Genomic DNA, 14,242 nt, shown 5'->3' on the forward strand with positions numbered 1-14,242 from the left:
AATTGTTAAACACAATTGGAGGTGCAGTTCAAAAAGGATGCTTTTTTTGTTGCTAAATAATAGCCTTGGCGCTCGAGATTAGAAATAACGAGAATCATCAAAATTAATTTCAACGCTATAATTCTTTGCATTGATAAGATTCGATAATTTATGGGCATCTTTCTCTAGTTTTATAGCACGTTCACGGTACTCATCTGGCTCATACATAGCGATTTCATAAAGCATTGTAGTTTCACCATAACCCACGCGTACACTTTCTTTTTCATGCATACTAAACTGTTTGCAAAGCTCGACATCTGCGCGAAGCTGTGTTGCGAGTTCAATCGCTTCAACTAATGCTAGTTTTTCACTTTTAAAGTCTACTGTGTTTATTATATTTGCTTCATATACTAAACGATCTAATGTACGAACATCGAGACGTACTTGAGCTAATTCAGCTTCAATTACTTTCATTGCGCGATTACTTGTTTTGGGTGCTTGTCCTTTTTCAACAGTTACAAAAGCGCTACGATGTAATTCACTAACAAGCTCCTGAACTTTTTTTGCTAAAATACTTTTTAGCTTAACGGCTTCTGCAAGATTAATCATAAAAACACGTCCTTTTACAGTGTAGTAGATGGTGCTGCGTTTGTTAATAGGGCCATTTTATAATCGCCGCCATGAATTTGATTAAACATCTTACCAGCAGATGCAAGAAGCTCTTCCGCACGTTCTTCTGACAATGATGGACGGAGGTAGAAGATATGTAAAGCCTCGGTCGTTTCCTCTGAAACAGACGTACGTTTAGAATCGACAAATGGTGACCCAAATGCTCCTTCAGCATCATAGCTATAAAGGATATTTTTTAATGAATTAAAACGACCATTTAAGCCCTCATAGCCTGTTTCCTCGTTACCAAGTGCGATTTCTATATTTTCTTTTAGTCTATCTACATCATATAAGCCTACTGGAATCTCATATTGGAGGGAGAAGAAATTATTTAAATCAACACCTGAGTGAAGTGGTGTTAAATAATTTTCCTTACTAATGCGGCGCATTAAGCTTTCTGCTGAGTGACGATAGCGGTTTGGATCTGCACCAAGCTTTTTCCATAATTGTCGCCATTCTGCGATACCCTCTCGTTGCGTTACAGGACTATCTTGCAGTTCTAAAAAAAGGTTTTCCTGATACAATTGCATGCGGCCTTTAATCATTTGAGGCGATTCTGCAACGACAATTTTGGTATAATGAATAATGCCGATTTTAAGCTCGGGATGTTGTGTCAATAGAGATCGATTAATTGAAATTTCCATAAAACATCACCTACTTTATCTATTTTTATTATTGTACCATGTAAGGAGTTGGGAATAAAATGAACATACATGACCTACAACGTGAATTTGTAGCGTATGCAATGTCCATTGGTGTAGACAAGATTGGCTTTACAACAGCAGCTCCATTTACAGAATTAAAAAATAGACTGCGCCGTCAGCAAGAACTTGGCTATCAGTCTGGCTTTGAAGAAAGCGATATAGAAAAACGTACCGAACCCCTACAATTGTTAGAAGGAGCAGAGAGCATTGTGGCGATAGCAGTAGCATATCCGTCGCGTATGCAAGATGCACCTGTAGGCAAAAAGGGTTCAAGACGGGGAATTTTTTGTCGTGCTTCTTGGGGCGTCGATTATCATACAGCATTACGTGAGCGCTTGAAATTATTATCAGCCTGGCTTGAGGAACGCATAGAAGGTGCACGTATTGAATCAATGGTTGATACGGGTGCACTTGTGGATAGGGCAGTGGCAGAGCGTGCAGGGATAGGCTGGAGCGGGAAAAACTGCTCGGTTATTACTCCTGAGTTCGGCTCTTATGTATATTTAGGAGAGCTTATTACGAATATCCCTTTTGCTCCTGATAAGCCTATGGAGGATGAATGCGGTGATTGCCGTTTATGTTTAGATGTTTGTCCAACAGGCGCGTTAATCGAGGGAGGACAGTTGGACTCTCAGCGTTGTATAGCCTTTTTAACGCAAACTAAGGGAATGCTACCTGATGAGTTTCGTACCCATATTGGAAACCGTTTGTATGGCTGTGATACATGCCAGACCGTATGCCCAAAGAATAAGGGGAAGATTAACTGGATACATGAGGAATTTAAACCTGACCCAGAGCTTGCAAAGCCATTACTTGTACCACTTTTAACGATTTCAAATCGTGACTTTAAAGAAAAATTTGGACATGTTTCTGGTTCATGGCGGGGGAAAAAGCCAATTCAACGCAATGCTATTTCGGCACTTGCGCACTTTAAAGAGGAAGCTGCGGTACCAGATTTAGTAGCACTTCTTGAAAAGGATGAACGACCAGTAATTCGAGGGACAGCGGCATGGGCTTTAGGTAAAATAGGCGGAGAGCAGTCTCAATCTGCATTACTTAAGGCAAAAGGAAAAGAACAAGACGAGGAAGTACTCGTTGAAATTAATAAAGGTTTACAATTTTTTAATTAAGGAAGTGTACCGTTATGCCATTGCATATCGTTTTATATCAACCAGAAATTCCAGCAAATACAGGAAATATTGCACGCACATGTGCTGGCACAAATACCTCATTACATTTAATTCGCCCTCTTGGCTTTTCAACGGACGATAAAATGCTAAAACGTGCCGGCTTAGATTATTGGCATAGTGTCAATGTCGTGTACCACGATTCGCTAGAGGATTTTTTAGAGGCATCCAAAAATGGCGACGTTTATTTAATTGAAACATATAGTGAAGAGCCATTTACGACACATGATTTTAGTGATAAAGATCGTGATATTTACTTTATGTTTGGAAAAGAAACGACTGGCCTGCCAAAGGATTTTGCGTATGAGCGTAAAGATATGTGCTTACGAATTCCACAAAGTGAGCATGTTCGTTCACTCAATCTATCGAATACAGCAGCAATTGTTATTTATGAGGCATTGCGTCAACAAGGATATCCTGGGTTACATTAAAAAGAAACTGATCAAAACATTAAAAAGCGCGAGAAATCAATTTAGAAATGTTGATTTCTCGCGCTTTTCTGATGTGAAAATTATTAATTTTATTTCTGCAAGCGACGGAAAGAACCTGTCAAGCGACGGATACAATCCTCAAACCGCCGGATAGCCCGTCACATCGCTCTTAAAATTTCATTAAAACAACGATACCTGATGGGTCTTCTGTTTGGAAACCTCCATCTATATCATTAACAGGTGCACCAATTGCAAGTAGATTTTCTTTCATTGTTGCTGCTTGCTCTTCATTATCTAGACGCAGTGAAAATGTTTTTAAGCCAACCTGATTTTCACCAAGCTTTGGTGCGTTTTCAGAGTGCCAAGTGTTTAAACCGATATGATGGTGATAGCGGCCAGTTGAGATGAATAAAGCTTGTGCTCCATAGCGAGTGACAATCTCAAATCCTAATCCTTTAGTATAAAATTCCTCTGTGGCAGCTAAATTAGAAACTGATAGATGAATATGCCCCATTAACGTATCAGCTGGTAGGCCAGCCCATCTACCATCGCCTTTCTCTAATATAGAATGGATTTTAAGAGGTTCCGTAACCATATGCACTTGGTCGAAATGCCAAGTCCATTCATTTTCAGGGCGATCCGCATAAACCTCAATACCATTATTATCAGGATCATTTAAATAAAGTGCTTCACTTACATCATGGTCAGATGCTCCGAAGTAGACGCCATTGTTATGGAAATGAGTAATAATATTTGCTAAATCACGACGAGTAGGCAATAAAATTGCAAAGTGATAAAGTCCAGTTGTTAAGCTCGTTTTCTCTGCTACTGTTTCAGGTTGGACGATTGTCAGTAAAGCTGTTTTGCCATCGGCTGTTAGAGTTGCTCTATGAGATTCCTGATGTAAAACTTTAAAGCCAATGACCTCCTGATAATAAGTTAATGAACGTTGTAAATCGCTCACTTTAATTTCAACATTCGTGACATATGTGTTAGGTTTTTCATGAAAATGCATAGTTAATTACCTCCAAATATAAGTTATCATTAATCATCAAGTTACTTTATGTAAGTAAGTTTATTTTATAAAGTACAAAATGTCAAGTAATTATATTGTTCCGAAAAATAAGAAAAGTAACCGAAGCGGATGGGGGAACGAAGGCTTAATGCATCACGTCCTGTGATAACGCCTTCGTGACCAATATCCTGCTGATGCTGTCGCTACGTTTCACTACGCTTTAGCGCAAAAAACATCTGTGGCCCCGACGCCCCCAGGAAGCTTTGCTCTGTGCGAAAGCGAAGCGACAGCAACAATTCGCCCAGTCGGAACGGAAATCAACTCCTCGCTTTGCCAAAGAACCAACTTTATTTAATTATGACACTTATTCTTTACCATATATTTTTTCAACAACAAAAAAATCACTAAGCATCTATTTATGCTTAGTGATTTTCTTGGGGTATTACTTCTCTGATCTGTAGTTGCCTTCGTAACCAGCAGTGAAAATAGCAGTTAAGAACGCAACAGTTACACCAATAATTAAAATTAAACTCATGGAAGAACCCTCCTCATGTTTATAAAGAAATCTCTTTTTAGTATAGCCTATCCACTATAAAAATGAAACGACATAGAGGAATAAAATATGTCAGAAATGGTTCGGAAATAACTATTTCGGGAAAACTATAAGAGAGGTGATAATAATGGAAAAAAAGGTTCCAAATATCGAAAACGGTACAATGGCTAGAAATTTTAAGGAATTACAGGATTTGGGGAAGCAAATGGAGCATTTGCGTGATGGTCTAGAACTTGTTGAAGACGATCGAATTCCAGATCCTATACAAGTAGATGATTATGAAGAGGAAGCGAAAGATTAATAAGAAATTCCCCGCGGATTTTCCTTATGTTTCTTAAAACCAATTTTTTGTATAATGGAACTAGGAAAAGAAAGGGGGTGTTATTCTTGAATTTACAATCAACAAAAACATTAGCAAACGGTGCGGAAATGCCTCTCTTTGGCTTAGGTGTTTACAAAATGACAGAGCGTGATGAGACTTTGCAGGCTATTGATAAAGCTCTTAAATTTGGCTACCGAGCTATTGATACGGCTTCTCTTTATGGTAATGAGGCTGAGGTGGGCGAAGCTATTCGTCATTCAGGCGTAAAACGTGAGGATATTTTTGTGACGACAAAGGTTTGGAATAATGACCAAGGCTATGATGAAACATTGAGAGCTTTTGAAGTGTCATTAAAAAAGTTAAATATGGACTATTTAGATTTATATTTAACACATTGGGCAGTACCAGAAACATTTGAAGAAACGTATAGAGCAATTGAACGCTTATATGATGAAAAATTAATTCGTGCAACAGGGGTCTCAAATCACCATGAGCACCATTTACAAAAGCTATTAACTAAAGCAAATATTGCACCAATGGTCAACCAAGTAGAGGTGCATCCATATTTACAGCAAGACACATTAAGAGCATATTGTAGTGAACATGGAATTGCTGTTACTGCATGGTCTCCATTAGGTCGTGGTGGTGTGCTTGATAATCCAACAATTATGGAAATTGGTCGTGAAGTAGGGAAAACAGCTGCTCAAGTAGTGCTGCGTTGGCATTTACAAAATGATACACTTGTTATTCCGAAGTCTGTAACACCTAGTCGTATTGAAGAAAATGCACAGATCTTTGATTTTGAATTAACACTAGCACAAATGGATAAAATAGCTACATTAAATCGCAATGAACGATTTGGGCAGGACCCAGATAATTTTAAATTTAATTTTTAGTGCAATAGAAATCCCGCTCTCTAATTTGAGAAGCGGGATTTTGTAAATATATTATTTAGATTCTTTAGATTCTTTTACAAAAGGAATATAGTTAGAAAGCATTTTTGCCATATGTGCACGTGTAGCGTTGTCACCAGGCATAAATTTGCCGTTTGCGCCGCTAACAATCTTTAAGTCTTTCATAAGTGCGATAGCATTTTGAGTTTCAGTGTCGTATTTAGAAATATCGCTGAAATCAGCTTTTAAACCAGTTTTTGCATCGTGTTGTAGATTATATGCACGAGTAAACATTAATGCAAGTTCATAACGTTTTACTTTCGCATTTGGATTAAATTTACCATTTGTACCTTGAACAATTCCAGCTTCAGCAAGCGCTGCAATTTCTTTTTGTGTTGCATCATTTAAATTAGCAATATCAGAGAATGAAGCTTGACCTTTTGCTTCAAGCTTTAAGGCACGTGAGATAAATGATGCAGCTTGTGCACGAGTTAAGTTTGCGTTTGGTGAATATGTTGTTGCAGAAGTACCTTTTGCTAAATCACGGTAATAAAGATCACGAACATAGCCTTCAGTTTCTGAGCCTTTTGCAATATCTTTAAATGGAATTGTCGCAATAATACGTCCTTCTACTTTTGGATCAACTTTTTTCAGTGTATCTAAATGTTCGATAAACATTTCATAGTCAATCGTACCAGGTTCACTTACACGGCCATCCTCATAAACTTTTTTCAGTGTATCGTAGCCGTCTCCACCTTTAGCAGTGAATGTATTTGTTGCCGCTTTATAATAGGCTGCTTTATCAAGCTCTTTACCATTTAATTTAATAGAAGTTACACGTTTTCCTGCAGGTGCTTTTCCATCAAATTCTACTTGTAAACCTGAGAAGTGTAGGAAGCCACCGAATTCTTTAGGGAAATCTTTCACACTATGTTCCGCAATTTCGTAGATTTCAGCACCTTTTAATTTTACGATACCAAGAGTATTACCGAATGGCATAACTGTCATAACTTCTCCAACAGTGATATCTCCTGCATCAATACTTGCGCGGATACCACCACCGTTTTGGAATGCAAATTGTACTTCTGGGTCAATTTTCTTAGCACCAGCAAGCATACCATCAGTAATTAAGTTACCAAGGTTTGTTTCACCAGCACGAACGCCCCAAAGATTACGACCGCCATTTAGTAGTGAAACAGCTGTATTACCTGTTGATTGATTTAATATTTTTGAAATTTTCTCTTTATATGGTGCTAAAAGTGCTGTAGCTTCAGGATCTGCTGCTACAGGCTTTTCTTTATCATTTAAAGCATGTAATTGACCGAAGTAGTCAACAACGGCGCCATTATCGTTGAATGTTAAATCTAATTCACCTAAATTTTCGCTATATTGACCTGTTTGAACGATAATTGTAGGATTCTTAAATGGTGTTTCAGCTTTCACAGGCTTGTCTAATTTCGTATGTGTATGACCACCTACGATTACATCAATGCCCTCTACAGTTTTTGCTAGTAATTGGTCATTATCCCAATCTGCAGAGTCATCGTAGCCTATGTGTGTTAATGCGATAATTTTGTTAACACCTTGCTTTTCAAATTCTGCTACTGCTTTTTTCGCAGAGTCGACATAGTTTGCAAACTTGACGTTAGCAACACTTGAAATCGTAGGTGTTTCTTCTGTTGTTAAGCTGAAAATACCTACTTTTTCTCCATTGATCTCTTTAATGATACCGTCATAAATTTGACCGTTTTTAAAGTCTTTTGTGACTGTTTTGAATTGTAAGCCATCGAATAAAGAATCTTTTGAAAAATCTAGATTGGATCCTAGTAATGGGAACTCTGCGCCCTTAACGAATTTGGCAAGTGCAGCATGTCCTTCTGGGCTTGATCCTAAATCGAACTCATGGTTACCAAAAGTCATGGCATCATAACCCATTAAGTTCATTAATTTCATATCAGCTTCTCCAGCAAATTCGTTAAAGTATAAAGTACCAGAGAAAACATCACCAGCATCTAAAAGAAGTGAGTTTGCATTTGCTGCACGAAGTTCTTTTACTTTTGTTGCGCGCTTTGGAGCATCCTCAACGTGTGCATGCGTATCATTTGAGTGTAGAATTGTTAATTTGAAACCATCTTTTGTAGCTGTTGGTGTTGCTTCCGCTGCATGTGCGGCAAAACCTGGTGTAGCTAGTAAACTAGCAGCTAGAGTTGTTGCTGCAATACTTTTAACCCATTTCATCAATGAATTCCTCCTCATAATTAGTCAGATGACTGACAATTTACTCTAATTCTACCATGAAAAAAACGCATCGTCATTACCAATAATAGAAATGCATATTAAAATTACTGTAAAAAATAGATGAAAGAAATGTTAAATAATATATTTATACTTTTTTAGAATTATAAGTAAATATATTGAAATATTGGTGTCGTCACTGTGGAGTGGGGTTCATTTCTGTTAAGAGTGGGCACCTTCCTGGGCAAGTATTGCTCGTTTGCTCAGTTGGCTTTTTCTGGAGCAGTTCTTGAAGCTGGAGAGGTAGTAAAAACAATCAGCTCCGGTATAATGCCACGGGAGTACAAAGGCGCACGATGAGTCGCCCAGTCCACACTACAATCAACTTATATACATGGCATACTTTTTTACAAATATCATTTCAAACCATTGATGATGAGCCTAAGTAAAGGAATATTGCTTTTTCGATGGATGTTTTGTGATACTGCAGAATATGAAGATTTCGACTTAAATAAAGGCATAAAAAAAACTACACTTCCTATTGTTAGCTGTCCAACAATAGAAAATGTAGTACGATAATTACTGCTGATCCTTTACAACGATCGTCTTATTTAAAAATGGATGCTCGAATTCCAATTGAATAGCGTGGAGCTCGTAGTCATCACTTGCAGTTTCTCTTGCTCCATACATTGTATCTCCAATAATCGGATGGCCGATATGTGCTAAATGTACGCGAATTTGATGAGTTCTTCCTGTTTCAAGAATTAGATGGACAACACAAGAGCTTTTATAGCGCGCTACAACTTCATAGTGTGTAACCGCATGCTGTCCAGTTTTTGAAACGACACGTCTTGTTGCATGATGTCGATCTTTTCCGATTCCTTCAGAAATCGTGCCAGATGAAGAGCGTAAATTCCCTTGCACCTCTGCAGCGTATGTTCGAATAATAGATTTTTCCTCAATCATACGGTCAAAGATTGATTTTGCTAAAGGATGTTTTGCTACAAGCAACAAACCTTGTGTCCCTTTATCTAAACGATGGACATGCTCCGCATAAGTGCCGCCTTGCTCTTTAATATGAGCCATAACATGATTCATACAAGTGTGAGTATCGCGTGCATCATTTGGATGTGTCGACATACCTTTTGGTTTAGAAACGATCAAACAATGGTCATCTTCATAGACGACATCAATTGCACAAACCGGTGTAGGTTGATAATTGGATGTCGGAATTGGGAATGTGAATTTTATGATTGTTCCTACCTGTAGTGGATCATTCCATTGAATAGGCTCTCCGTCAATTGTTGTGATAGCCTTCGCCATTCGCAATTCATGGACTATCTTTTTACCGAGTCGCCAATGATTGCGTAATAAATCCTCGACTGTCAAATTATTCGTATTTATTTCATAGTGAAACATAAATCTTCCTCCGTAGAAAAGACCGTATCCCAATTGTAGAACACGGTCTCGTAATTAATTTGCTGTTTTAGCAGCCTTCATTACATAAAAGCTTGCCCCTGCAATTAAAATAAATGCAGTTAGCGCTAAAAATGGGATTGTAATAAAACCTAACCAGTTAATATATTGACCAGTACATGAAACAAGACCACAAGAAGGTGCAGTTTCAGCTAAAAAACTAAGCTTTTGAATACCATAATGGTAAAGTGATATACTGCCTCCCATAATGGCAAAAACAGCTGTTGTTACAGCAATACGTGCATTTTTTTGAATAAAGGCAATTGTTGTCATTATGACTATTGGATACATGAAAATTCGTTGGTACCAACACATTTTACAAGGTTCATAATGACGAATTTCAGAAAAGTATAAGGAACCCAGTGTTGCAACTACAGAGACAATCCAAATAAATAATAAGCCATTTTCCACTTTTTTAGACATATAAATTCTCCCCTTAGTATAACCATGTACTTGTTTGATTATAGTTGTTCTAGTTTTATATGTAAATTAACTTACCTAAAATAAGGAATATTTTTATCAATTATGCCTTGCCATAATTCCGTGATATCCACCGGAGGCTTTGTTGCCACAGGACGTGGGGTTCTTAGACTGAGTTCCTCTATTTCAGCGGATGTCTTTTGTACCGAAAGCGTAGCGTCAGCAGCAGATGTTTGGACACCTGCTGAACGAAGCAAAAAAATTTCAGTCTAAAGTATGAATGGCTGAGGCAGACGTTCCAGACTTTGAAATGTTATCATTAAAATTAGTAATGCCAAAGAAGAGGTGTTTTCGTGAGGGACAATGATCATTCCAATATTGGTATTTTAAAAGAGATTGCAGAGTTATTAAACGAAGAAACTGAAATTGTGTCGATGTTAAAGGGAGCACTTGTGAAATTTTTAAATGGCACAAATTTTGAAACAGGCTGGATTTTTTTTATCGATGAAAAAGGGCGGTCAGAGCTTGTTGTCCATGTCAATTTACCAGAGGCACTGGAGTATAAAAATTGCCATTATTTAAAAAAGGGAGGCTGTTGGTGTGTTTCCCGCTATCGTAATGAGGAATTAAAAAAAGCCTCTAATATTATTGAATGTCAACGTATTGAAAGTGCAATTGCAGCAAATGTTGGCGATCACGAGGGCATTACACATCATGCAACAGTGCCGCTTCAATCTGGACAAGAGCGTTTTGGTGTCTTAAATGTTGCATCGAAGGATACCGTGCGTTTTTCAGAGGAAGAGCTAGCATTACTTGAATCGGTTGCATTTCAGATGGGATCAGCCATTAAGCGTATTTTACTGACTAAGCAGGAGCAGGAAATGGCACTTGTGAAGGAGCGCAATCGTCTAGCTCGAGATTTACATGATTCCGTGAATCAGCTACTTTTTTCGGTTACATTAACGGCGAGAGCTGGTATTGAAATGACAAACGATAGTGATGTGAAGGAAACGTTTAAGGAGATTCAGCACTTAACACAGGATGCCTTAACAGAAATGCGTGCTCTTATTTGGCAGCTCCGTCCAAAAGGATTAGAAAATGGTTTACTTGAAGCGATAAAAGTGTATGCTGAAATGCTTGGCTTGAAGCTTCATGTAACGGTTTCAGGTGTACTGCAATTCCCATCACGTATTGAAGAAACATTATTTCGGGTAGCCCAAGAAGCACTTAATAATGTTCGTCGTCATGCTGGTGTGCTAGAGGCAGCACTTTATATTACGGTTACTTCTACAGATATTTTACTTGTTATTCGTGATGAGGGACGAGGCTTCGTCATCGATAATAACACGAAGCTACTTTCGATAGGCTTGCAATCCATAAAGGATCGTGCAAAATCAGTTGGTGGCAAAGCTGACTGGGTTAGTGAAATTGGCAAAGGAACAGAGCTGTTAATCCGCTTGCCATATTAGGGGGGAAGAGTATGATACGTGTTTTAATCGCAGATGACCATCATGTAGTGCGTCGGGGATTATTATTTTTCTTAAAAACACAGAAAGATATTGAAGTTGTAGGAGAAGCGAAAAATGGACTTGAGGCAGTAGCTTTAGCGGAAAGTATACAGCCAGATATTATACTCATGGACTTGGTAATGCCTGAGATGGATGGGATTCAGGCAACAAAGCGCATTAAAGCTAAGTTTCCACAAATAGAAATTCTAATGCTGACTAGCTTTTCAGACCGTGATCATGTAGTGCCAGCAATGGAGGCAGGAGCTGCAGGCTATCAGTTGAAAGATATTGAACCTGATGAGTTGGTATTGTCCATTCGTCGTATTATGAGAGGCGAAAATACATTACATCCAGAAGCAACGACAACCCTTGAAATGGACCGTCAAGAATCAATAAATGCACCTCATGTTTTAAGCCCACTAACACCTCGTGAACAGGATGTGCTTGCGGAGCTTACAAAAGGAAAAAGTAATCGAGAAATTGCTTCCTCTTTATTCGTTACAGAAAAAACTGTGAAAACTCATATATCTAATATTTTCACAAAGCTACAAGTACAAGATCGTACGCAGGCTGCTCTTTATGCAGTGAAGCATGGGCTGACTGAGGGTAGTGGTGTTTAAGAGTTAAAAAAGTTATTAGTCACGGCCGAAAAACAGGGGATAATAAACCATATCACATGCATATAAGTTGATTGGAGTGAAGGTTGGGCGACTCTAGGAAATCGCCCACACCGGAACGGAAAACCAACCTAGGTGATAAGCTTGATGATTAAAAAATGACGAGTTCATAGGAGCTCGTCATTTTTTAATGAATTATTTTAAATCAAAAAATATTGATGGTATAAAAGTATATGAAGAAGAGGTCACGCCCCTTTGGAACATGTAGGTAAGTACATAATTAAGTGAAGAGTCTTTATTTTTGAATATAAACTTTGTTAGAAATATCAATTAATATAGAGCTAGATATGGAATTAGTAGGTATTAGCAAAGAACAAATAGAATTTATCGTAAAGGGGTACAAATATGAAATTAGAGCGTCTATTAACGATGACAATGATTTTAATAAATCGTAAAAAAGTGACAGCGCAGGAACTTGCCGATTTATTTAATGTGTCAGTTCGCACTATTTATCGAGATATTGAAACGTTGAGCTGTGCTGGGGTTCCTGTTATTAGCCAGCAGGGGGTTAATGGTGGGATTAGTTTAATTGATGGCTACCGTGTTGATAAGCAGGTGCTGACGAAGGAGGAGCTTACTTCACTTTCTATTGCCATTAAAAGTGCGCTAACAACATACGAGGATTCACATGCTGAAGCGGTGCTTGAAAAATTGACAGGTGTTGCGGATGAGAAAGTTAAACAATCTATCGATCAACTATTTATTGACCTTAGTCCTTGGGGGCCGAATGTTATATTTAAGGAACAGATTACGTTATTAAAAAATGCGATTGAACACGAGCATCATATAAGCTTTACTTATTCTACTACACATGGTCGTATAACAAGACGATTATTAGAGCCACACACTTTAGTACAGAAGGGAAAAGTTTGGTATGTTTATGGCTATTGCACATTGAGAGAGGATTTTCGCTTATTTAAAATTTCTAGAATGAAGGATATAAAAGAAGAGAAGACGACATTCCAGCGCAAAGAAGTCAACTTGTCTGAACTCCCATGGGATAAGAAGTGGCACCGCCCTCAAAATATAGTAAACCTTACGTTATCTTTCGATTCTGCAATAACAACATTAGTAGAAGAATCATTTGGTGCTGAACATGTAGATAATGAAAGTTCAACTATTAATATTTCATTGCCTGAGGATGAATGGTTATATGGCTTTCTTCTTAGCTTTGGCCATCGCCTAAAAGTTTTAGAACCATCTCATATAAGTGAGATTGTGCTAAAACGAGCGCAGGAAATTGTTGAGTTATATAAAAAAAATTAACTTCTGCGTAATTGATGACATACAGATGTCAGGTTTCCTTTGTTATAGTCATAACAAATAGAACGAAGGGTGGATTTAAAAATGCAAAGTTATTGTCAAAGCTGTGGAATGCCATTAGTGGATGAGGCTTTACTTGGTACAGAAAAAGAAGGACACAAAAGTCAGGATTATTGCACATATTGTTATGAATTAGGAGAGTTTAAGCAGCCGAATATAACGGTTAAAGAAATGATTGAAATTTGTGTACCGCATTTAAAGGAAGACGGAATGGTGGAAGAGGAAGCACGTCAAATGTTGACTTCTTTTTTACCAAGCTTAAAGAGATGGAGAAAGCATGACATTAAAGAACCGGTTGGGATGAATAAAGAATCATTTCAAATCGTAGGAATTTCAGCGCGAACAAGTAATGCGAATGAAATTACTTCCCAAGCAAAAATCCCACAATTATGGACGAACTTTTATCAACAAGGTGTAACGGGACAAATAGCTAATGCAGTAAATCAAGTAACTTATGGTCTGTATTCTGACTATGAAACAGATGTTAATGGAGAGTATTCAATTACACTTGGAGTGGAAGTTTTAGCAGCCGACGAAATTCCTGAAGGGATGGTCGTAAAAACAGTTCCAGCTGCTAAATATTTAGTGTTTACTTCTGACAAAGGTCCATTTGAAGAAGTTGTCGTAAAAGCTTGGCAGGATGTATGGGCTTGGTTCGCAAGCTCAAGAGTAGAGCGTACATACACAGGTGACTTTGAAATGTACGATGAACGATGTTCCAACCCACAAGAAGCTCAGGTCGATATTTATATTGCAATCAAATAATTAAACAAATTAAGCTTCCTATCTATGATGGATAGGAGGTTTTTGTTTGTGTTAGGAGTTTTCATATTTGAAATATTGTAGAAGT

At 37.9% G+C, this 14,242-nt stretch carries 14 protein-coding genes; 8 read left to right on the top strand and 6 right to left on the bottom strand.

Annotation, left to right across the window (positions count from 1 at the left end; translation table 11 throughout):
• Positions 1 to 78: 78 nt before the first annotated feature.
• Together ACZ11_RS23115 and ACZ11_RS23120 are read right to left on the bottom strand one after the other, a co-directional pair.
• Positions 79 to 588, bottom strand: coding sequence for a hypothetical protein (locus ACZ11_RS23115; RefSeq protein ID WP_049668894.1), 510 nt, complete (start codon positions 586 to 588; stop codon positions 79 to 81).
• A 14-nt stretch (positions 589 to 602) separates the two neighbouring features.
• Positions 603 to 1,292, bottom strand: coding sequence for a B3/B4 domain-containing protein (locus ACZ11_RS23120; RefSeq protein WP_049668895.1), 690 nt, complete (start codon positions 1,290 to 1,292; stop codon positions 603 to 605).
• Between the two features lie 59 nt (positions 1,293 to 1,351).
• Between ACZ11_RS23120 and queG the strand changes: the two genes are divergently transcribed.
• Both queG and trmL read left to right on the top strand, forming a co-directional pair.
• On the top strand, positions 1,352 to 2,482 hold the full coding sequence (gene queG / locus ACZ11_RS23125; protein WP_049668896.1) for a tRNA epoxyqueuosine(34) reductase QueG: 1,131 nt from the start codon (positions 1,352 to 1,354) through the stop codon (positions 2,480 to 2,482).
• 14 nt (positions 2,483 to 2,496) lie between these two features.
• On the top strand, positions 2,497 to 2,970 hold the full coding sequence (gene trmL, locus ACZ11_RS23130; protein ID WP_049668897.1) for a tRNA (uridine(34)/cytosine(34)/5-carboxymethylaminomethyluridine(34)-2'-O)-methyltransferase TrmL: 474 nt from the start codon (positions 2,497 to 2,499) through the stop codon (positions 2,968 to 2,970).
• A 169-nt stretch (positions 2,971 to 3,139) separates the two neighbouring features.
• Here trmL and ACZ11_RS23135 read toward each other — a convergent pair whose 3' ends face one another.
• Positions 3,140 to 3,985 carry a VOC family protein gene (locus ACZ11_RS23135; RefSeq protein ID WP_049668898.1) on the bottom strand — a complete coding sequence of 282 codons (846 nt, stop codon included), beginning with the start codon at positions 3,983 to 3,985 and terminating at the stop codon, positions 3,140 to 3,142.
• A 680-nt stretch (positions 3,986 to 4,665) separates the two neighbouring features.
• On the opposite strand from ACZ11_RS23135, the gene ACZ11_RS26750 reads away from it, so the two are divergent.
• Entirely contained in the window at positions 4,666 to 4,839 is a 174-nt protein-coding gene (locus tag ACZ11_RS26750; RefSeq protein ID WP_169776096.1) for a hypothetical protein, read from the top strand.
• 86 nt (positions 4,840 to 4,925) lie between these two features.
• Complete coding sequence (locus ACZ11_RS23140; RefSeq protein ID WP_049668899.1) at positions 4,926 to 5,756, top strand: aldo/keto reductase; 831 nt, start codon at positions 4,926 to 4,928, stop codon at positions 5,754 to 5,756.
• 51 nt (positions 5,757 to 5,807) lie between these two features.
• Here ACZ11_RS23140 and ACZ11_RS23145 read toward each other — a convergent pair whose 3' ends face one another.
• The 3 genes from ACZ11_RS23145 to ACZ11_RS23155 all read right to left on the bottom strand — a co-directional run bounded on the left by ACZ11_RS23145 (position 5,808) and on the right by ACZ11_RS23155 (position 9,887).
• Positions 5,808 to 7,991 (bottom strand): 5'-nucleotidase C-terminal domain-containing protein, encoded by a 2,184-nt coding sequence (locus tag ACZ11_RS23145; RefSeq protein ID WP_236690934.1) that lies wholly within the window; start codon positions 7,989 to 7,991, stop codon positions 5,808 to 5,810.
• A 576-nt stretch (positions 7,992 to 8,567) separates the two neighbouring features.
• The gene (locus ACZ11_RS23150; protein WP_049668901.1) at positions 8,568 to 9,407 is read right to left on the bottom strand and encodes an RluA family pseudouridine synthase; all 840 of its coding nucleotides are present in this window, start codon (positions 9,405 to 9,407) and stop codon (positions 8,568 to 8,570) included.
• Positions 9,408 to 9,461: 54 nt separating this feature from the next.
• The gene (locus ACZ11_RS23155; RefSeq protein ID WP_049668902.1) at positions 9,462 to 9,887 is read right to left on the bottom strand and encodes a disulfide oxidoreductase; all 426 of its coding nucleotides are present in this window, start codon (positions 9,885 to 9,887) and stop codon (positions 9,462 to 9,464) included.
• Positions 9,888 to 10,237: 350 nt separating this feature from the next.
• On the opposite strand from ACZ11_RS23155, the gene ACZ11_RS23160 reads away from it, so the two are divergent.
• The 4 genes from ACZ11_RS23160 to ACZ11_RS23175 all read left to right on the top strand — a co-directional run bounded on the left by ACZ11_RS23160 (position 10,238) and on the right by ACZ11_RS23175 (position 14,157).
• Complete coding sequence (locus tag ACZ11_RS23160; protein ID WP_049668903.1) at positions 10,238 to 11,353, top strand: GAF domain-containing sensor histidine kinase; 1,116 nt, start codon at positions 10,238 to 10,240, stop codon at positions 11,351 to 11,353.
• 11 nt (positions 11,354 to 11,364) lie between these two features.
• Positions 11,365 to 12,012: a response regulator gene (locus ACZ11_RS23165; protein ID WP_049668904.1), complete on the top strand. Its 648-nt coding sequence runs from the start codon at positions 11,365 to 11,367 to the stop codon at positions 12,010 to 12,012.
• Positions 12,013 to 12,414: 402 nt separating this feature from the next.
• A complete protein-coding gene (locus ACZ11_RS23170; protein ID WP_049668905.1) occupies positions 12,415 to 13,335 on the top strand; it encodes a helix-turn-helix transcriptional regulator in 921 nt (306 codons plus the stop codon).
• 81 nt (positions 13,336 to 13,416) lie between these two features.
• Complete coding sequence (locus ACZ11_RS23175; protein WP_049668906.1) at positions 13,417 to 14,157, top strand: effector binding domain-containing protein; 741 nt, start codon at positions 13,417 to 13,419, stop codon at positions 14,155 to 14,157.
• The last annotated feature ends 85 nt before the right edge of the window (positions 14,158 to 14,242 follow it).

It is taken from the genome of Lysinibacillus xylanilyticus, assembly GCF_001183605.1.
GTDB classification, from domain to species: Bacteria; Bacillota; Bacilli; order Bacillales_A; family Planococcaceae; genus Lysinibacillus; species Lysinibacillus xylanilyticus.

Coding starts and splice junctions, on each gene's coding strand:
- ACZ11_RS23115 (WP_049668894.1), bottom strand. CDS start 588: ATGATTAATCTTGCAGAAGCCGTTAAGCTAAAAAGTATTTTAGCAAAA.
- ACZ11_RS23120 (WP_049668895.1), bottom strand. CDS start 1,292: ATGGAAATTTCAATTAATCGATCTCTATTGACACAACATCCCGAGCTT.
- queG (WP_049668896.1), top strand. CDS start 1,352: ATGAACATACATGACCTACAACGTGAATTTGTAGCGTATGCAATGTCC.
- trmL (WP_049668897.1), top strand. CDS start 2,497: ATGCCATTGCATATCGTTTTATATCAACCAGAAATTCCAGCAAATACA.
- ACZ11_RS23135 (WP_049668898.1), bottom strand. CDS start 3,985: ATGCATTTTCATGAAAAACCTAACACATATGTCACGAATGTTGAAATT.
- ACZ11_RS26750 (WP_169776096.1), top strand. CDS start 4,666: ATGGAAAAAAAGGTTCCAAATATCGAAAACGGTACAATGGCTAGAAAT.
- ACZ11_RS23145 (WP_236690934.1), bottom strand. CDS start 7,991: ATGAAATGGGTTAAAAGTATTGCAGCAACAACTCTAGCTGCTAGTTTA.
- ACZ11_RS23150 (WP_049668901.1), bottom strand. CDS start 9,407: ATGTTTCACTATGAAATAAATACGAATAATTTGACAGTCGAGGATTTA.
- ACZ11_RS23155 (WP_049668902.1), bottom strand. CDS start 9,887: ATGTCTAAAAAAGTGGAAAATGGCTTATTATTTATTTGGATTGTCTCT.
- ACZ11_RS23165 (WP_049668904.1), top strand. CDS start 11,365: ATGATACGTGTTTTAATCGCAGATGACCATCATGTAGTGCGTCGGGGA.
- ACZ11_RS23170 (WP_049668905.1), top strand. CDS start 12,415: ATGAAATTAGAGCGTCTATTAACGATGACAATGATTTTAATAAATCGT.
- ACZ11_RS23175 (WP_049668906.1), top strand. CDS start 13,417: ATGCAAAGTTATTGTCAAAGCTGTGGAATGCCATTAGTGGATGAGGCT.